Here is a 17,634-nt window from a genome sequence, read left to right on the forward strand (position 1 = left end):
CGAAATTCAGGCCGAATTCCTCCTGAATGCAGGCTCGCCAATGGAATGCCGGAGTTCTCTGTGTCCCTTCCTCCCCTGTCCCGCCGCAAGGTCCTGCGCTCCTTCGCCGGCATCGGCGTCCTCGCCCTCGGCGCGGCGGCCTGCGGTCCGCGCGAGACCCCCGGCGCCTCCGCCTCCCCCTCCCCCTCCCAGAAGACGTCGGGACGACGGTTCGGCGCCGAGTGGGACAGCCACACCCGCACCTTCATGTCCTGGCCGGCCCTGGAGTCGGTCTGGGGCGAGCAACTGCCGTCCGTCCGGGAGGACATCGCGCGCGTGGCCCGTGCCGTCGCGGAGTACGAGCCGGTGGTGCTGATGGCCCGCCCCGAGCAGCAGGACGCGGCCCAGCGGGCCTGTGGCTCCCAGGTCGAGGTGATCCCCCTGATGGTGGACGACCTGTGGGCGCGCGACACCGTCCCGCTGTTCGTCGAGGACTCCGGGCACCTCCTGGGCGTCGACCTCAACTTCAGCGGCTGGGGGAACAAGCAGGAGCACGGCAACGACGCCCAGGTCGGCCGCCGCCTGCTGGAGAAGTACGACATCCCGCGTGCCAAGGCCCCGCTGGTCGCCGAGGGCGGCTCCTTCGAGACCGACGGCGAGGGCACGCTGTTGATCACCGAGAGCTCGGTGGTCAACAAGAACCGCAACCCGGGCAGGAGCCGCGACCAGATCGAGGCCGACATCAAGAGCAGCCTCGGCATCGAGAAGGTGCTCTGGCTGGCCGGGGTGCGCGGCAAGGACATCACCGATGCGCACGTCGACAGCATCGCCCGGTTCACCGCACCCGGTGTGGTCCTGGTGGACCGCGCCTTCCCGGACAGTCCGCCGGACGTCTGGTCGCGCGCGGCCGACCAGGCCCGCACGGTGCTCAAGGACGCCACCGACGCGCGCGGCAAGTCGCTGGAGGTCGTCGACCTGCCCCAGCCGGACCTCGACAAGATCACCGGCCGGGGCGACGCCTTCGTCTCCACCTACGCGAACTTCTACGTCGCCAACGGCGCCGTGTTCATGCCGCGCTTCGGCGACGCCGAGGCCGACGACCGGGCGAAGGGCATCCTGCAGGACCACTTCCCCCAGCGCGACGTCGTCCAGGTGAAGATCGACACCATCGCCTCGGGCGGCGGCGGCATCCACTGCTCGACCCACGACCAGCCGGGCAAGCCGGCCAAGTAGCGGACCCGAGCGCCGCCGCCCCGGACCGGCGGGCCGGGGGCCGGGCCGCGGAGCCGCGCGTCGCGACGCGAGGTCACTGAGCGGAGGGCGTGTGCCGTGGTGGCTCGGGGGTGGCGGCGTCGGCCCGTTGGTTGAGCGGCGCGCGGCGGAACTCCATGACGGTGGCGCCGCCGGGGAGCCGGTGCGAGGTGCGCAGGCGCAGCCCGGTCCGGGCGGCGAGGTGTGCGTAGTCGGCTGCGGTCCGCTTCCGGCCGCCCAAGAGGACCAGCATCCGCAGGTCGTGCGAGGTCAGTCGCCGGATCTCGGAGAGGTCTTCGCCGTCCGGTGCGTCGGGTGCCGGCGGGTCGGGGAGCACGCGTTCGGCCACCAGCACCCGGCCGTGGTCGGGCAGGGCGGCGACGCAGGTCCGCAGGATGCGCACGGCCTGCTCGTCGTCCCAGTCGGCCAGGACGCGGGAGAGGAGGTAGGCGTCACCGCCGGGTGGGAGAGCGGTGAACATGTCGCAGGTCGCGGCGTCCGCGCGGTCGTCCAGGCCGTGCGCGGCCAGGTAGCGGCGCGCCTCGGCCACCGAACCGGCCTGGTCCGCGACGGTGCCGCGCAGGTGCGGGTGGGCTTCGACGACTTCGCGGAGCAGGGCACCGGTGCCCCCGCCGACATCGACCACGTGCCGCACGTCCGACCAGTCGTAGGCGGTGCCGATTCCCCTCGTCGATTGGGCGACCTGCGCCATCAGCCGGTCGAACGAGGCGGTCCGGGCGGCGGACGCCCCCACGTCCTCCCAGAACGGCGCGCCGTGGACCTCCGCGTAGACGGAGGTGCCGGAGCGGACCGCCGCCACCAGATGGGGGAAGGTGGCGTCGAGCCTGCCGGCCACTTCGTCGGCGTCCAGCCACTGCCGGAGGTTCGCCGGGTGGTCCGAGCGCAACTCCTCGGCCAGGTCGGTCAGTGCGTAGCTGCCGGGTTCGGGCTCGGCGAAGACGTTGCGGCAGGTGAGGAAGCGCAGCAGCCGGCACAGGGCCCGTGGCTCGGCGCCGGCCGCCTCGGCCAGGTCGGGGAGCCGGGTGTGACCGGCGGCGATGTGGTCGGCGAGCCGGAGGGTGGCCGCCGCCCGTACGGCGAACGGCGTGACGACGTCGGCGATCTCGGCGAGGCCGGGAGCGGGCTCCGGGCGGTCGGGTGGCGTGTTCACAGGCTTCTCCAGGGGGGCGTCGCCGTGGCGGCGGCCGGGCAGGTGCAGGGGAGGAGGGCGGTGCCGTTCGGCGGTGGACCCTCCGGCGGCACGGGGGCGCGGTCCCGGCCGGTTGCCGGTCGTGGGGCCGGGGCGAACGCGGCGAGCAGGGCCGCTGCCTGGCGCCGGGTGCGGCAGCGGCGTAGGGGAGCGCCGGTGCGGAGCAGCGCGGTGTGGATGACGACGAGGTCCCTGCGCCGGAAGAGCAGTGCCTTGCGGACCAGCGCGGTGACGCTGCGAACGGGCGGCGCGTCGGTGTTCCGCAGGCGGCGCGGCACGTACTCCCGCGCGCTCGGCAGCGTCGACCGCCGGCTTGGTCGTCCGCCGTCGGGCGTCGCCCGCGGTGCGTCGTGGGGCGGGGGAGCGGGCGCCGAGCGGCGCAGGCGCAACGAGCGGCGCACCAGTGCCGCCGCGCACAGGAGCGGGTGACGGTCCAGCAGCACCACCAACTCGGCTGCCTGGACGCGCGGTTCGGCGCTGCCGGCGTAGTTGCCGTCGGCGATCCATCGGGGGAGGGCGCACAGGTCGTGGACGAGGCGGGCCCACTCCGCTTCGCCGGGGCGGGACCAGCCCGCGGACCAGTAGAGGTCATCGAGGTGGTAGAGGGGGAGGCCGGTCGAGGCGGCGAGGAGGTGGCAGAAGGTGGTCTTGCCGCTGCCCGGACTGCCGAGTACGACGATCCGCCGGGGCGCCGGGCCCGGCGGCGCCTCACAGGACGCGGATGCCATGGAGCTTCCCGAACCGGATGGCGTCCTCCGTGGTGTTGACCAGGGGTTCGCCTTTGATGTTGAGGCTGGTGTTGAGCAGCATCGGACAGCCGGTCTCTTCGTGAAAGCGCCGCAACAGCTGGTGGAGGAAGGGGTTCTGGCCCGCGTCCACGGTCTGCACGCGGCTGGTGCCGTCGACGTGGCAGACCGCCAGATGGGCCTCGGGATCGTGGGCCCGCGCGACGAACTGCATGTAGGGGCTGGTCGGTACCGGCAGGTCGAAGTACGTGTGGGCGTGTTCTTCCAGTACCACGGGGGCGAACGGCCGGAACGGCTCGCGGCGTTTGATCGCGTTGACCCGGCGTTTGGCCGTGGGCGGGCGGGGGTCGGCGAGCAGACTGCGGTTGCCGAGCGCCCGGGGACCGAATTCGGCCCGGCCGTGGGCGACGGCCAGCACCTCGCCCCGGACGAGCGAGGCGAGGGCCTCCTCGATGTCCGGTTCCCGTCCGATGTCGTGGCCGAGGTACGGGCCCGGCCACCGGACGTGCCGGCCGAGATGGGCCAGAGCCGAGCCGGCCGAGCTGCCGGCGTCGCCGGGACTGGGCATGATCCAGATGGTGTCGAAGAGGCCGGTGCGGGCGAGGCGGGAGTTGTAGGCGCAGTTGAGCGCGACGCCACCGGAGTAGACCAGGTTGCGGGAGCCCGTTTCCTTGGCCGCCCAGGCGAACAGCCCGTCCAGCAGCCGTTCGGTCACTTCCTGGGCGCTGGCGGCGAGGGTGGCCCGGTCGGTCAGTTCGGGCCGCCAGTCGGAGATGCCCCGGTGCACCGAGCGGGTGAGCCGGAAGTGCGGCCAGTCGTCGCGTGCGACGAAGTCGTGCCAGATCAGGTCGGCGAGGTCCGGCGTCCCGTAGGCGGCCAGACCCATCATGATGTACTCCTCCTCGTTGGGCTTGAAGCCCGTGCGTTGGGTGAAGGCGGAGTACAACAGGCCGATGCTGTGCGGGTAGTTGACGGTGGCCACCCGGTCGAGGCGGTCGCCGCGCCCGTGCCACAGGGAGACGGTGTTCCACTCCCCGATGCCGTCCACGACCACCACGGCGGCCTCGGCCAGACCGGAGGTGTAGTAGCCGCCGGCGGCGTGCGAGCGGTGGTGGTCGACGACGTGCAACCGGGCTCGGCGCAGTTGCGGGAAGCGCCGCAGGTACGCGCGCAGTCCGACCGGGTCGGCGGCCAGGCCCAGTTGTCCGGAGCGCAGCTGCCGGGTGCGTTTGAGGACGGGGCGTTCGTAGTACACGACGTCGTCGACGCGGTCCAGGTGGGCGAGGGCCGCCGACAGTGCCGCAGGAGCCAGCGCGGGGTCGTTCTTGCGTCGGCTGTACCGCTCGCAGTGCGAGGCGAAGACGAGTTCCTCGTCGCGGACCGCGGCGACCGCCGCATCGTGGCTGCGGCAGGACAGGCCGAGGATGTGCGCCATGGTGCGGCACCTCCAGGTGTGCGGGAACGGGGGCGCTCGGGCCGGGCCCGCCGGGCGGCCCGCGCCGTGGCGCGCCCGCAGCCCGGCCGGGCCTCGTCGCCGTGGTGACGGCGGTCGCGGGACGGAGGCCGGCGGTTGCGGCCGTCACGAGGGCCGGGCGTCGGGCGGGGGGCCTTCCCGTGCGGGGAGGGGGACGGCGGTCGGGGGAGTCGCGCGGTCGGTGACGTCGTCCAGGAGCCGGGCGACGCGTCGCATCTGCGGCCGGTCCGCCAGGGACACCCGGAAGCAGCCGCGCAGCCCGGGGACGTCGGACAGGGAGCGGACGCGGATGCGGTGCGCCGCGAGGTGGTCGCGGGCGGCATCGGCGGTGTCGGGATCCGGCGACCAGAACGTGGCGAAGTTGGCGCCTGGTTCGAGCACGCGCCAGTCCGGGTGGGCGGCCAGGACGTGGTCGACGAAGCCCTGCCGGATGGCGCGGACGTCTCGCCAGATCTCCCGCCAGCGGTCGCCCTGCGGCACCAGGCGCGTCAGCAGGGCGACGGCCGGGGCGCCGACCGCGTTCTCGGGGCGGAAGCGGCCGAGGTGTTCGCGCAGGACGGGGTGGGCCAGCAGGGCGGCGATGCGCAGTCCGGCCAGGGCGAAGGTCTTGGAGTAGGAGTGCACCACGACGACGTTGGAGAACTCCGTGACGAGCGGTGCGTGGGAGGTGTGGACGAAGTCCCCGTAGCATTCGTCGATCACGAGCAGGTGGCCGTGTTCCCGGGCGGTCCGGGCGAGTTGGCGCATCGCGGACGGCGGGTACCGCAGGCCGCTGGGACTGCCCGGATTGGTGACGGCGGCCACGGCCGGCCGCGGGGTGGACCGCAGCAGGTCGAGGAGGGGGGCGGGGTCGGCCGCCGGCGGCGTTCCGGTGGTGCCGGGGACGCCCGTCACGTGGACGCGGCGCAGTTGGGCGTAGTGCCGCCAGGCTTCGAAGGCGGGTTCTTGGAGGAGCAGCCGGCCGACCGGGCGGACCAGGGCGTCGACGACGAGACCGATGCCGTAGTCGGAGCCGGCGGTGAGCAGGATGTGGGTGCGGTCGAGTCCGTGGTAGGCGGCGAGTTGCGCCAGGGCGTGGTCCTGGACGGGGTAGGCGAGGGTCTCGGCCAGGGAGAGCGCGGCCAGTTCGCGCCCCACCAGCTCCTCGCTCCAGGGGTGTTGGAGCTCGCAGCTCTTGAGGTTGAGGACGCCGGGGCGCAGTGCGCGGGGCTGCCAGGTCAGGGTGCGGGTCTCGGTGCCGAGCGGGAAGGGGAAGCCGTGCAGGCTCACCGTGTGCGTGCCGGTGGGGGCGTGGGGTTCCGGGCCGGTCAAGGGGCAGTCCGTTTGGGGATGCGTTCGTGGACGTCGGTGAGCCGCTCCTCCGCTCCGAAGAGGAGGGCGTACCGGGCGTCCGCCGCGCGCTGCCGGCCGGCGCCCCGGTCGTCGTCCGCGGCGTCGACGGAACGGTCATCCGTGATCAACTGTCGGTTGAATCGGGAGACTTGACGGGTCGTCATCTCGCCGGTCATCGAGTGGTACGGGGTGTACATGGTCGGGCGGATGCGGGCGCCGAGCGAGCGGGCGAGTTCGATGGTGCGTGAGGCGCCCTGGATCGAGGTGCCCGGCAGTCCGACGATGATGAACGCGTTGAGTTCGATTCCGGCCCCGGTGCACCACTGTGCGAGCGACCGGAACCGTTCCGCTTCGATCCGCTTGTTGCGGGGCAGTACGCCCTGACCCGCTTCCTCCAGGGTTTCCAACCCCACCGAAATGCGGACGCAACCGGCCCGCCCCATCAGGGCGACCAGTTCCTCGCTCAGGTGGTGGACCGTGGTCGCACATTTCCATTGCGGTGACACCGGGCCTTCGATGAACCGCTCGCACAGCTGATGGACCCACCGTCGATCCAGGGTGAACGTGGGGGCGTAGAAGGCGACGTATTCGAAGGGGTGACGGGCGTAGCTGTCCCGGATGTAGTCGATCACGGTGTCCACGGGGAGCCGGCGTTCGCGGAGACCGAAGATGTCCGGGACCTCGCAGAATTCGCAGCCGACCGGGCAGCCGCGGGCCGCCGGCACGACCAGTTCGCGCCGGAAGGGGATGCCGCAGAATTTGTGCTCGTCCCGGGAGTAGAACCGGTCGTAATCCTGGTAAGGAATTTCGGAGACGTCGGGTAGGGACCACTCTTCGGGGGCCAGTCGATCTCCCTGGCCGGCGGGCTCGCGCCAGTGGTCACCGTGCCGGACCGCGACACCGGGCAGCCCCGTCGCACCGGCGTTTTCCGGGCGGGCGGCCGCGAGCGCGTTGACGTAGTGTGCGACGCCGCACTCGTAGTCCCCGGACTGCACGACCGCGTCCAGGTCGAACTGCCGGAAGAATCCGGGGTTGAGGCTGGAGAGCCGGCCGAACGTGATGAGTCGGCTCTGCGGGGACAGGGCCCGCGCGTATTCGGCGAACCGGGCCAGGCCGTCCACCGCGTCGAAGTCGTTCATCACCGCGATGACGTCGTAGCGGCCCTGGTAGAGCAGGTCGCCGACGCCCTTCCAGTTCATGCTGAGGGTGCCGGCCTCGCAGGTGTCCACCCGGCCCGGCTGCGGCCGGCGGCGCAGATGGCCGGCGACCATGTACAGCGGGCTGTGGTGGCCGGCGTTGAAGTAACTGGGCACGTGGGGCGGCCAGATGAGTAATACGTCGGTCATGTGCGCTTCCTTGCCTAGCGGGCGGAGCGGGCACAGTGCGCGAAAACCTGCGGGTCTCCCTACCCGCGTCGAGCCCCCCTTCATTCGGTAATTTTGAGCCGAAGGATTTTCCGTACTCGGCGGTGTGGTCCGTACTCGCACGGGCATCGTCCATGCCCTGACGTGACGGTAATTGATCGCGATAACTTGCCCCTCAGGCCCCCCTTCCGTCACATGGCCGAAGTTCGCGGGACGGATATGCGGCAGGTTGCCGAATGCGGAGGAAGGCTGCTTCAATTCTGAACCGCGGCGGAAGCCTGCCCACTTTGACGTTGCTTCCGTGCCGCGCACCTGGGGGTAAATCATATGTTGATTTACGCAAATGGCTGCTCCATGACGTACGGCGCCGAATTGGTGGACGATCGGGACCCGGATCCGGAACTACGGAACTACCGGGAGAAGAACGCCTGGCCGGGGCGAATCGGGGAGTTCCTGGACGCCGACCGCGTGGTGAACGACGCCGTGATCTCCGGATCGAACGACCGGATCGTCCGCACGACCATCGACTGGTTGGCCGCCCACCGCGAAGCGGCCGAAGACGGACAGCTGTTGGTCGTCGTCGGCTGGTCCGGTGCCATGCGCCGGGAGTTCTACGTGGACGGCGCATTCCGGCAGGTCATTCCCTACCAGCCGCAACAGCACCCCGACGTCCAGCAACTGACGGACCTCTACCGGAAGTTCGCCTGGCACGACCGCGAGTGCGGGGCCCGGTTGCTCACGCAGATCCTGTCTCTCCAGGCGTTCTTGCAGCAGTGCCGGATCCCCTACCTCTTCTTCGACGCCATCGAGGGCTCCTTCGACAGCATCGGCCGGGGCGGGCTGGCCGAGAGCGCCGGGGTGGAGATGGTGGACCGGTCCCGCTTCTACGGCTTCGGCGCCGCCGACGGCTCCATGGCCGACGTGCTCAGGGCGTCCGGCACCGGATGGAAGGGACGGCACCCGGCGGAGGACGGACACGAGGCGTGGGCGCACAAGCTGGCCGCGTACGTGGCGGCCGGCCAACTGCTCAGACGCCCCGCAGCAGCGTCCGCCGCGCCGCCGACCGGCCCCGCCTTCGGCCGTCGACGCGCCTTCCGACCCGCGAACCGCGACTTCCTCTACCCCTGACCGTCCGCAGTACGCAACGGCCGGCGCCCCGGGCACGACCGGCCGCCCCACCGGGAAAGGCACCTCTGATGCACACCACCCGCACCGCGGCCCGTCACCGGCCGCTTGGCGCCCCGCCCGCCCGATGAGCCCGCCGCCTCCCGCACCGCACCCGCCCCGACCGGCGTCCGATGCGGTCAACCTGCGCGCCGTGGCACCGGTGGGGATCGCGGGCGGTCGTATCTGGCGAGCGGGCGCCGGCGCGACCATGGACCCGGACCGCGCGGCCGAACTGACCGCTCACCACGGCCTGCGCACCGTGATCGACCTCCGTTCGGCGCGCGAGACGGAACGCTCGGGCGACCCGACGGCACTCCTCGCACGCGGCGTGCGATGGTCGCGCACCCCACTCGCGGGATACCCGCGCGACCTCGTGCACGTCCCCCGGCCGACCCCCGAGCACTACGTGCGCTACTACCACGCCATCCTCTTCAGCAGCGCCACCGGAGCCGTCCGCACGCTGTTCGGTGCGTTGGCCGAGGCCGCCGACGAACCGTTCCTGGTCTGCTGCCACTTGGGCAAGGACCGCACGGCGGTGGTGGTGGCCGCGGTTCTGGCCCTGGCGGGAGTGCCCGACGAGTGGATCGTCGCGGACTACGCGGCCAGCGGCACCGCGTTGCGCCCGCTCGTCGACCGCTTCGCGGACAAGTGGCGGGCCCACGGCTGGACGCGCCAGGACTACCTCGTCCACCTCGACACCCCCGCCGTGGTCATGCGGACCTGGCTGGCCGAGGTGCGGCAGCGGCACGGCAGCGTGCGGGACGCACTGCTGCGGGCCGGCGCCCGCCCCGAAGACCTCGCCGCCGTCACGCACGCACTCCGCGCTCCGTCCGAGTCCCCCGCCCAACCACCCTGACGCTCCGACCCGGCCGACCTGATCCCCCCTCCCAACCACCCGGATTCCCCCGCCCGACCACTGTGATCCTCCTGCCCGACCGCCGTGATCCCCCCGCCCGACCGCCCCGAGACCCCCGCCCGGCGAGCCCCCGCCGCACGCCGTACCCGACCCCGGAGCACCGCGCGACGGCTCCCTGCCCAAAGGTGGAGGCAAGGAGAAGGTCAGCCGCGACACAACCAGAACGCCGCACACCGGTACACCGGCCGGCACCTGCCGCAGTGGCCAGCTCCTTGCCTCCTCCCCGAGGCAGCGAAAGCCTCCGACGCGCTCCCCGTCCGTCCGCACTCACCCCGACCGCCGGCCACAGGAGCACCCATGAGCCCACCCACCTCCGCCACTCCACCCGTCCCGGAGCGCTTCCGAGGCGCCGCGGTCATCGGCGGCACCCACGGCCTGGGCCGGGCGCTCGCCCTGGCCGCACACGACCGCGGACTGCGCACCGTCGTCTACGGACGCACCGCCGAGACCCTCACCGACGACGGCCTGCTGCCCCGCCACCTGGACCTGTGCGATCCGCGCAGCGTGCAGGACACCCCCGTCGAGCTGCCGACCCCCTGCTACGTGCTCTGGGTCGCCGGGGCGTTCTTGAAGAAGACGCTCGCGGACACCACCGAGGACGAGGTCGAGCAGCTGACCCGGCTGCTGTTCACCGGCCCGGTCAACTTCCTCCGCCGCCTGCTCGCCGCCGCCGGCGGGCCCGTCCACCTGATCACGGTCGCTTCCTCGTCCTCGTGGAAGCGCCGCGAACGGGAGTCGCTGTACTGCGGGTTGAAGGCCGCGCAGGCGACCTTCGTGCGCAACCTGGTGCCCGAACTGCTCGCGGCGCACCCGGAGAACCGCGTCACGCTGGTCAACCCCGGCGGGCTGGCCGTACCCGACTTCCACACCGGGCTCGCCCTGGACTTCGGCGCCATGATGGACCCGGACCGGGTCGCCCGGATCGTCTGGGACATCGCCGCCGACCAACGCCGGCCCTTCACCGAAGTGCAGATCCTGCGCAGCCGTGCCCCCGGTTCCGAGGGCACCCCCGAAGTGTCGTACGGGGCCCGCACGCCGCAGGCCCCCGAAGAGCCCGACGCCCCGGTGGCCGCGGAGGCGGCGCCGCCCCTGCCCGTTCAGCACGACTGACCGAAGGACACGCCCGTGCTCGACCTGCACGCGCCGGTGGAACGACACGGCGAACCGTACCCATGGGCGGTGGCCCACTCCGTCATCCCGGCAGCGACCTGCCGGCTGCTCCGGGAGCAGATGCCGCCGCCCGACGCACTGCACCCCGCCGAGCGCACCGGCGCCGGCGACAAGACCTACCGGATGGCGGTCCTGCCGCTGATCCACCGCGGCGCCGCCGAGCCGGGCCTGGCCGAGGTCGGCGAGGCGTGGCACCGGCTCGTCGCACACTTCCAAGGGGACGCCTACCGCGACTGGGTGGCCCGGACCATCGGCGTCGACGTCAGCGACACCACGTTCGACATCGGACTCTTCGTCTTCCAGGGCGGCGACCGGATCTCCTCGCACACCGACAAACCAGGCAAGCGCGCCACCCACGTCCTCTACCTCAACGACGACTGGGCGCACGAGCACGGCGGACTGTTCGAAGTCCGCGGCGGACCCGACCTGTCCGACGACCCGTACGCCACCGTGGTCCCCGGCGGGGGCCGTTCGGTGCTCTTCGCCCGCTCGGAACGCTCCTGGCACGCGGTCGCCCCCGTGTCCGCCCACGCCCCGCACTTCCGGATGACCTGCCAGGTGGAGATGTGGAACCCCAGCTGACGCCCGCCCCGCCCACCGGCCAAGACACCACCGACGCCGCTGCGGCGACCTCGCCGCCCTCCGGCGCCCCGTTCCACCACGAGCCGTACTGGGACGTCGAGGCCGGTCCACCCCGGGGCGGCGAGCTGCGGATGGCCGGATTCAAGCACCTCATGGTGCCCGCCATGGCCGCCGCGTGCCTGTCCGAGGAACCCTGGTGCCTGGAGAACGCGCCGCAGTTGACCGATCGCCAGGCACTGGCCGCCATGCTGACCCGACTCGGCGCCCGGGTGGACGTCGACGAGGCCGCGGACCGGGTGCGGATCGACGCGTCCCCGCTGAACGGGCACCGCGTCCCGGCCGACTGGTCGGCCCGGGTCCACGGCGGCGCCTACCTGCTCCCGGTCCTGCTGGCCCGGCACGGGCAAGTGGAATCCGGAGCGCACGGCGGCTGCCGGATCGGCGGCGGCAGCCGGGGCGGCCGACCGGTGGAACACCTCGCCCGGGTGCTGGAACGCTTCGGGGCGCGCTGCACCACCGACGGTGCCGGCCTGACCGCGACGGCCCCCCGCGGACTGCGCGGCGCGGTGATCGACCTGCGCGACTTCGCCACGCCCGACCCGCACCGCGGCCTCCCCACCGGCCCCCACTACTCGGGCGCCACCAAGACCGCACTGCTCGCGGCGGCCACCGCCCGGGGCACCACGGTGCTGCGGCACCCCTACCCCAAGCCCGACGCCCAGGAACTGGCCCGGGTGCTGGCGCGAGCCGGGGTGGCGGTGGACGTCCGACCGGAGGCCATCGAGGTCCAAGGCGCCGACGGACCCCTTCGCGCCACCTCCGTCACCCTGCCCTCGGACCTGATGGAAGTCATCACGTTCATCACCGCGAGCGCCCTGCTCCGCCGCAACCTGACCCTGCGGCTGGACCGCCCGGACCTGGTGCGCGACGGACTCGCCCCGGAACTGCACCACTTGGGGACCATCGGCGTCCCGCTCGCCTGGGACGGCGCACTGCTGCACGTCCGCCCCGCCACCAGCCCCCTGGCACCGGACCGCGTCATCGCCGCCTCCCACCTGGTGTACAGCGACGCCCAACCCCTCTTCGCCCTGCTCCTGCTCGCGGCCTCGGGGCCCTCGGCGCTCGTGGAGACCGTCTGGGCGGGGCGGTTCGGCTACGTCGACGGACTGCGCTCCATGGGCGCCCGCCTCACGGTGGACGGTCAGGAACTGCGCATCCTCCCCGGCCCGCTGCATCCGGCGCCCGGTCCGCTGCGGGGCAACGACCTGCGGGCCGCCGCCGCGCTGCTGCTCGCGGCCCTGGCCGCCGGCACCCCGCACCGGCTGTACGGCGTGGAGCACCTGGCCCGCGGCTACGCCGGGCTCCCCGCCAAACTCCGCTCCCTCGGCGCCCGGATCACCCCCGGAGCCACCCCGGCCCCGGAACAGGAGACGAGGAGCCATGCCTGACGTCCCGTCACCCCCCGACGCCACCCCGTCCCGGAGCCCCGACCGCCTCCTGGACCTGTCCGCGCTGCGACGGGCGGAACTGGCCGAGCGGCCCTACCGCTGGGCGGAGATCCCCGACACCCTGTGTGACGGCCCCGCCGCCGGCGAGACGGCGCGCAGACTGGAGGCCGAATTCCCCACCCGAGGCTTCCACCTGACCGAGCGCACGGGCCACGGCGCGGAGAAGACCTACCGCACGCGCAACCTCCCCCTGATCACCCAGGGCCGCCCGGTCGCCGACAGCCGCCACGCCCTCACGCCCCTGTGGCGACGGCTCGTCGACGAGCTGGCCGCACCCGAGTACCGCGCCGCCGTGGCCGAGGCGACCGGCCGTCGGCTCGACCACTGCGCCGTCGAGGCCCGGGCGGTCCGCTACGGCCCCGGCTACTGGATCGCACCGCACACCGACCGCGCCGACAAGGTGGTCACCCAGCTCTGGTACTTCAACTCCCAGTGGCCGGCCCACTGGCGCGGCACGCTGCGCATCCTCGGCTCGTGCGCACCCGACGACGTCACGACCGAGGTCGCGCCCCACCAGGGCTCCTCGGTGCTGCTGGTCCGGTCGGCCGACTCCTGGCACTCCGTCACCCCGGTCTCCGCCGACGCACGCCAGGACCGCCGCACCCTCCTGCTGCACTTCATCGACCCCACCGCCGACACCGGCTCCGGCCACCAGGAGGCACCCCCGGACGACCGCACCCTCGACGACGCGCGGCGGCCCGGCGCAACGGGTGGCTGTACGGGCCCCGGGCCGGCGCGTGACTGAGAGGCCGTCGCGCAGGTTGCTCTACTGACCGCGTCAGTCCCGCGACCGATCGGGGATCCCTTCCTTGACCCGCCCCCACGACACCGTCCGCACGGCCCCGGCCCCCAGCCCGCCCTCGATCGGCTACGGCCGCCGGGTGCTCTCCGTGACCTCGTTCACCGCCCTGTTGACCGGGCTCAACACCAGCGGCCTGGACGTGGCCCTGCCCGACATCGTCCGGCACTTCGAGGCGTCCGCCGCCCAGACCAGCTGGATCATGGTCGGATATCTCCTGGCCAGCACCGTCCTGTTGTTGGTCTGGGGACGCCTGGCGGACCTCTTCGGACGCCGTCGGCTCTATCTGGCCGGCATTGCCGCGTTCACCGTCGCCAGCATCGGCTGTGCCCTGGCCCCGGACGCCTGGATCCTCGTCGTCGGCCGGGTCCTCCAGGGCGTGGGTGCCTCGGCGGTGATCACCAACACCACCGCACTGCTCGCGGACGCCTTTCCTTCCGAGCGGCTGACCAAGGCCCTCGGCATCAACGCCATACTGATCTCCGCCACCCAGGCCGCCGGACCTCTCCTGGGCGGACTGCTGACGCAGGCCTGGGGCTGGTCGGGAGTCTTCTGGACCAGCGCAGGCGCCGGACTGGCGGCCCTGGCCTGGTCCGCCGCCCTCCTGCGCCCGGACCACGGCCACGGTTCCGCCGAACGGTTCGACGTGGCGGGTGCCCTGCTGTCCGTGGTGTTCCTGGGCGGTGGAGCGCTGGCACTGACCGGGAGCGGCCGCGGGGACGGCAGCGGCACGGGGGGATGGACGAGCACGACCGTGCTGCTCAGCGCCGCCCTGTCGGTGTCCGCCCTGCTCGTGTTCCCCGTGGTGCAGAGCCGTCGCCGGTACCCCCTGATGGACCCGTGGCTCTTCCACGACCGGCGGCGGACGATAGCGCTGGTGGCCGCCTTCCTGACGTCGGTGTCGTACTTCTCCGTCGTGCTGGTGATGTCCCTCTACCTCCAGACGGTCGAGCACCTGAACGCCCTCGCCGCGGGCCTCCAGGTCATGCTCATGTCCGTCGGCGCCATGCTCACCGCCCCGCTGGCCGGACGCCTGGCCGCCCGCCATCCGGCCCGCGTGCTGTCCAGCGCGGGCACCGCGACGTCCGCACTGGGCATCGCGTTGCTGGTGATCGCACTCGGCCCGCCGGCGCCCACGGTCCTCATCGGGCTGGGGCTGTTCCTCACCGGCGCGGGCGCCGGCATCTTCGGCGTGCCGAACACCGGCGAACTCATGACGCTGGTGCCGCCGCACCGGCGCGGCATCGCCAACGGCGTCCGTTCGGTGCTCCAGAGCGCCGGATACCTGATCAGCACGGTCCTCTCGCTCGCCCTGGTGGCCGTCCACGGGCCGTCGAGGACCCCGTCCCCCGACGACATCGGCGCACCGCTCAGCGTGGTGTCCGCAGGCGCCCGGAGCCTCACCGAATCCCACCGCACGGCCCTGCTCGTCCTGTTCTTCCTCTGCCTGGCCGCCACCGGCGTCTCCCTCCTGCGCGGCGGCACGCACCGTCCGGATCCCGCCAGTTCCCTCAGCACGGAAGGCACGAAGTGACCGTGGAGCACCCCGTCCTCAAGGCCCGCCACACCGACTTCATAGTCCAGGAGACCCTCGTCCTGCCCGTCCAGGACGAACCGGACGCCCCCTACCAGTACCTGAGGTTGCGCAAGCGCGGCTACACCACGTTCGAGGCGATCGACCGGATCGCCGAGGTCTGCGGCGTCCCCGCGTCCGACGTGACGGCGGCCGGACTCAAGGACGAGGACGCCGTCACCGAACAGCACCTCGCCTGCCGCGGCGGCCTCTCCCCGGACCGCATCGCCGAGTTCAACGCGCGCCACGCCGCCGGCGACCGCGCCATGAGCCTCACCCCCCACGGCTACGGACGACAGGACCTGCGCGCCGGACACCTGGAGGGCAACGGCTTCCGGATCACCGTCCGCGGGCTGAGCCCCACGTTCGCCGCCGCCCTCGACGGACTCGGCGAACGCACCAGGGACCTGTTCTTCGTCAACTACTACGACACCCAGCGCTTCGGCGTGGCCGGCGGCCCCAAGACCACCCACCACATCGGCCGGGCCCTGCTGGCGGACGACCACCGGGCCGCACTCGACCTCGTCCGGGACTCCAAGTCCTCGGAGGCCGAGCACGCCCGCCACTTCTCCGGACCCGCCGCCGAGTTCTTCGCCGCGCTCGACCCCCGGGTCAGGGCCTTCTACCTGTGCGCGCACGCCTCGTACGTCTGGAACGACCAACTGACGGCACGGCTGCGGCACCTCCACCGGCACCCGCTCGACGAAACCCACCGCGACGGCATCCCGTACGCCTTCGCCACGCACCGCGACGACGTGCTGTCCCTGCTCCAACAGGCGCCGACCCTGCCCTACGCCCGCTACCGCTGGACCGACGGGGCCGTCCGCCGGACCGAGGGCCTGCGCCCGACGGTCGTGCAGACCCGGGTGCGCGTCGACCGGACCGGCGAGGACACCGACACACCGGGCCGGTACGCCTGCGAACTCGTCCTCTTCCTGCCCACCGGCTGCTACGCCACCAACGCGGTGGCGCAGTGGGTCGCCTGGACCGCCCGCACGGCCGCGACGAGCGAACCGTAGGGAGGAGGCAGTCAGCGCCGGTGGGCCGCGGGCCGAGCCGTCGTCGTGGCGGACGGCTGCCACCCCGTGGCCCGCGCCCAGGGCTCGGCGACGGCGACCACGAGATCGACCACGGGGTCCTTGACGTCGGCGTAGCTGGCGAGGTCCGGAAGGGCCTGCGCGAGCACCTGCTTGAAGCGGGCGTAGGCCGGTACCGCCTCGGGATGCGCCCGCAACCAGTCACGGAAGAGCAGCGCCAGTCGCTCGTTCGGCGAACCGGACCGCCGGACATGGAGGTTGACGTCCAGCCCCTGATGGCCCTGACGGGTCCACAGCCGCTTCGTCCAGCGCGCCGGATCGTCGTCACTGCCGGCGGGAACGTGGTCCTGCCGATACGGCGCGAGGACGAAGCCCCGCTCGGCCAACGGTCCGGCGAACGCCGCCTGGGCCTCCGCCAGTTCGCGCACGCTCACCTGGAGGTCGAGCACGGGCTTGGCCGCCATGCCGGGGACCGCCGTGCTGCCGATGTGCTCGACATGGAGCGCGAGCGGCCGGAGCAGGCCGTACAACTCTTCTGCGAGGTCCTCGCCTTGGACCGTCCAGCCGGGATCGGGCGCGACCACTACGACGTCGGGGGAGCTGTCCTTGTGCATCAGGCGATTGTAGGCACTCCGGCACGAAGGGGTGCGGGACGGCACATCCCTGAAACCGGTGAACCAGGTCGTCGTCCGGAGCGAGGCCCGCGTTCCGCCGCGCGGCCGGGCCGGCGTACGGAGCGCGGCCCGGGTCCCGACGGGGGAGGGCGCGGGAGCGGGCTCCTGTGGGCCCGCCGGGCGAGGACACGCCGACAGTTCGTTTTTCCTTGACAAATTTTTTTGTCGGTAGGATTCTGGAACGGTGCTGGATGTCGCCGTGATCGAAGAACCCGCCGCGGCCGAGGCGTCCCTGGACCCCATACGGTCAGGAATCCTCGCCGCCCTCGCCGAGCCCGGTTCGGCCGCCATGCTGGCGGCCCGGCTGGGGCTGCCCCGGCAGAAGGTCAACTACCACCTGAAGGAGTTGGAGCGCCACGGACTGGTCGAGCTCGCCGAGGAGCGCCGCAAGGGGAACGTCACCGAGCGGATCTACCAGGCCACCGCCGCCTCCTACGTGATCTCCCCGAGCGCCCTGAGCGCCGTCAGCCCGGATCCGTCCCGCGCGCCGGACCAGCTGTCCGCCCACTGGCTGCTGGCGCTGGGGTCCCGGCTGGTGCAGGAGGTCGGGGCCCTGCTGAGCGGCGCCTCCCGGGCCCGCAAGCGGGTCGCCACCTTCGGCATCGACAGTGAGGTGCGGTTCGCGTCCGCGGCCGACCGCGCGGCGTTCGCCGACGAACTGACCCGGACCGTGGCGGACCTCGTCGGCCGCTACCACGACGAGTCCGCCCCACGGGGCCGCAGCCACCGCGTGGTGGTCGGGCTCCACCAGATCCCCGCCGCGCAGCCCACGGACCCGGGCGGGCAGCCGGATCCGCAGCAGTCCGGGGGGACCACAACGACGCACACCACCGCAGGACAGGACGCGTGAAG

16 protein-coding genes are annotated in these 17,634 nt (G+C 72.7%); 10 read left to right on the forward strand and 6 right to left on the reverse strand.

Features of this window, described 5'->3' with window-relative positions; all coding sequences use genetic code 11:
- Positions 1-45 precede the first annotated feature (45 nt).
- Positions 46-1,212, forward strand: coding sequence for an agmatine deiminase family protein (locus tag ABD385_RS31230; protein ID WP_425585517.1), 1,167 nt, complete (start codon positions 46-48; stop codon positions 1,210-1,212).
- 73 nt (positions 1,213-1,285) lie between these two features.
- On the opposite strand, the gene ABD385_RS31235 is transcribed toward ABD385_RS31230, so the two are convergent.
- The 5 genes from ABD385_RS31235 to ABD385_RS31255 all read right to left on the reverse strand — a co-directional run bounded on the left by ABD385_RS31235 (position 1,286) and on the right by ABD385_RS31255 (position 7,338).
- Positions 1,286-2,401 (reverse strand): methyltransferase, encoded by a 1,116-nt coding sequence (locus tag ABD385_RS31235; RefSeq protein ID WP_344582357.1) that lies wholly within the window; start codon positions 2,399-2,401, stop codon positions 1,286-1,288.
- The gene (locus tag ABD385_RS31240; RefSeq protein ID WP_344582359.1) at positions 2,398-3,168 is read right to left on the reverse strand and encodes a P-loop NTPase family protein; all 771 of its coding nucleotides are present in this window, start codon (positions 3,166-3,168) and stop codon (positions 2,398-2,400) included. Before ABD385_RS31240 ends, ABD385_RS31235 begins: the two co-directional genes overlap by 4 nt.
- Positions 3,149-4,621, reverse strand: a complete 1,473-nt coding sequence (locus tag ABD385_RS31245; RefSeq protein ID WP_344582361.1) for a carbamoyltransferase family protein — start codon at positions 4,619-4,621, stop codon at positions 3,149-3,151. Before ABD385_RS31245 ends, ABD385_RS31240 begins: the two co-directional genes overlap by 20 nt.
- A 144-nt stretch (positions 4,622-4,765) precedes the next feature.
- On the reverse strand, positions 4,766-5,971 hold the full coding sequence (locus tag ABD385_RS31250; RefSeq protein WP_344582363.1) for an aminotransferase class I/II-fold pyridoxal phosphate-dependent enzyme: 1,206 nt from the start codon (positions 5,969-5,971) through the stop codon (positions 4,766-4,768).
- Positions 5,968-7,338: a B12-binding domain-containing radical SAM protein gene (locus ABD385_RS31255; RefSeq protein WP_344582364.1), complete on the reverse strand. Its 1,371-nt coding sequence runs from the start codon at positions 7,336-7,338 to the stop codon at positions 5,968-5,970. The genes ABD385_RS31250 and ABD385_RS31255 overlap by 4 nt, the downstream gene beginning before the upstream one ends.
- 372 nt (positions 7,339-7,710) lie before the next feature.
- On the opposite strand from ABD385_RS31255, the gene ABD385_RS31260 reads away from it, so the two are divergent.
- The 8 genes from ABD385_RS31260 (at position 7,711) to truD (ending at position 16,090) form a co-directional block, all read left to right on the forward strand.
- Positions 7,711-8,484 carry a DUF6071 family protein gene (locus tag ABD385_RS31260; protein WP_344582365.1) on the forward strand — a complete coding sequence of 258 codons (774 nt, stop codon included), beginning with the start codon at positions 7,711-7,713 and terminating at the stop codon, positions 8,482-8,484.
- A 190-nt stretch (positions 8,485-8,674) separates the two neighbouring features.
- Positions 8,675-9,379 (forward strand): tyrosine-protein phosphatase, encoded by a 705-nt coding sequence (locus ABD385_RS31265; RefSeq protein ID WP_344582367.1) that lies wholly within the window; start codon positions 8,675-8,677, stop codon positions 9,377-9,379.
- Between the two features lie 357 nt (positions 9,380-9,736).
- Entirely contained in the window at positions 9,737-10,549 is an 813-nt protein-coding gene (locus tag ABD385_RS31270) for an SDR family NAD(P)-dependent oxidoreductase (protein ID WP_344582368.1), read from the forward strand.
- 15 nt (positions 10,550-10,564) lie between these two features.
- Positions 10,565-11,191 carry a 2OG-Fe(II) oxygenase gene (locus ABD385_RS31275; RefSeq protein ID WP_344582370.1) on the forward strand — a complete coding sequence of 209 codons (627 nt, stop codon included), beginning with the start codon at positions 10,565-10,567 and terminating at the stop codon, positions 11,189-11,191.
- Positions 11,176-12,639 carry a hypothetical protein gene (locus ABD385_RS31280; RefSeq protein ID WP_344582371.1) on the forward strand — a complete coding sequence of 488 codons (1,464 nt, stop codon included), beginning with the start codon at positions 11,176-11,178 and terminating at the stop codon, positions 12,637-12,639. Before ABD385_RS31275 ends, ABD385_RS31280 begins: the two co-directional genes overlap by 16 nt.
- On the forward strand, positions 12,632-13,444 hold the full coding sequence (locus tag ABD385_RS31285) for a 2OG-Fe(II) oxygenase (RefSeq protein ID WP_344582373.1): 813 nt from the start codon (positions 12,632-12,634) through the stop codon (positions 13,442-13,444). The genes ABD385_RS31280 and ABD385_RS31285 overlap by 8 nt, the downstream gene beginning before the upstream one ends.
- 64 nt (positions 13,445-13,508) lie before the next feature.
- The gene (locus ABD385_RS31290; protein WP_344582374.1) at positions 13,509-15,032 is read left to right on the forward strand and encodes an MFS transporter; all 1,524 of its coding nucleotides are present in this window, start codon (positions 13,509-13,511) and stop codon (positions 15,030-15,032) included.
- A complete protein-coding gene (gene truD, locus ABD385_RS31295) occupies positions 15,029-16,090 on the forward strand; it encodes a tRNA pseudouridine(13) synthase TruD (protein WP_344582376.1) in 1,062 nt (353 codons plus the stop codon). Before ABD385_RS31290 ends, truD begins: the two co-directional genes overlap by 4 nt.
- 11 nt (positions 16,091-16,101) lie before the next feature.
- Here truD and ABD385_RS31300 read toward each other — a convergent pair whose 3' ends face one another.
- Entirely contained in the window at positions 16,102-16,722 is a 621-nt protein-coding gene (locus ABD385_RS31300; protein ID WP_344582378.1) for a GrpB family protein, read from the reverse strand.
- A 244-nt stretch (positions 16,723-16,966) separates the two neighbouring features.
- Between ABD385_RS31300 and ABD385_RS31305 the strand changes: the two genes are divergently transcribed.
- A complete protein-coding gene (locus ABD385_RS31305; RefSeq protein WP_344582380.1) occupies positions 16,967-17,632 on the forward strand; it encodes an ArsR/SmtB family transcription factor in 666 nt (221 codons plus the stop codon).
- Positions 17,633-17,634 lie beyond the last annotated feature (2 nt).

It is taken from the genome of Streptomyces lunalinharesii, from assembly GCF_039532155.1.
Taxonomy (GTDB): Bacteria; Actinomycetota; Actinomycetes; order Streptomycetales; family Streptomycetaceae; genus Streptomyces; species Streptomyces lunalinharesii.

Excerpts from the sequence above, each read along its gene's own strand:
- ABD385_RS31230 (WP_425585517.1), top strand. The coding sequence starts at position 46 with ATGCCGGAGTTCTCTGTGTCCCTTCCTCCCCTGTCCCGCCGCAAGGTC.
- ABD385_RS31240 (WP_344582359.1), bottom strand. The coding sequence starts at position 3,168 with ATGGCATCCGCGTCCTGTGAGGCGCCGCCGGGCCCGGCGCCCCGGCGG.
- ABD385_RS31245 (WP_344582361.1), bottom strand. The coding sequence starts at position 4,621 with ATGGCGCACATCCTCGGCCTGTCCTGCCGCAGCCACGATGCGGCGGTC.
- ABD385_RS31255 (WP_344582364.1), bottom strand. The coding sequence starts at position 7,338 with ATGACCGACGTATTACTCATCTGGCCGCCCCACGTGCCCAGTTACTTC.
- ABD385_RS31260 (WP_344582365.1), top strand. The coding sequence starts at position 7,711 with ATGACGTACGGCGCCGAATTGGTGGACGATCGGGACCCGGATCCGGAA.
- ABD385_RS31270 (WP_344582368.1), top strand. The coding sequence starts at position 9,737 with ATGAGCCCACCCACCTCCGCCACTCCACCCGTCCCGGAGCGCTTCCGA.
- ABD385_RS31285 (WP_344582373.1), top strand. The coding sequence starts at position 12,632 with ATGCCTGACGTCCCGTCACCCCCCGACGCCACCCCGTCCCGGAGCCCC.
- ABD385_RS31300 (WP_344582378.1), bottom strand. The coding sequence starts at position 16,722 with ATGCACAAGGACAGCTCCCCCGACGTCGTAGTGGTCGCGCCCGATCCC.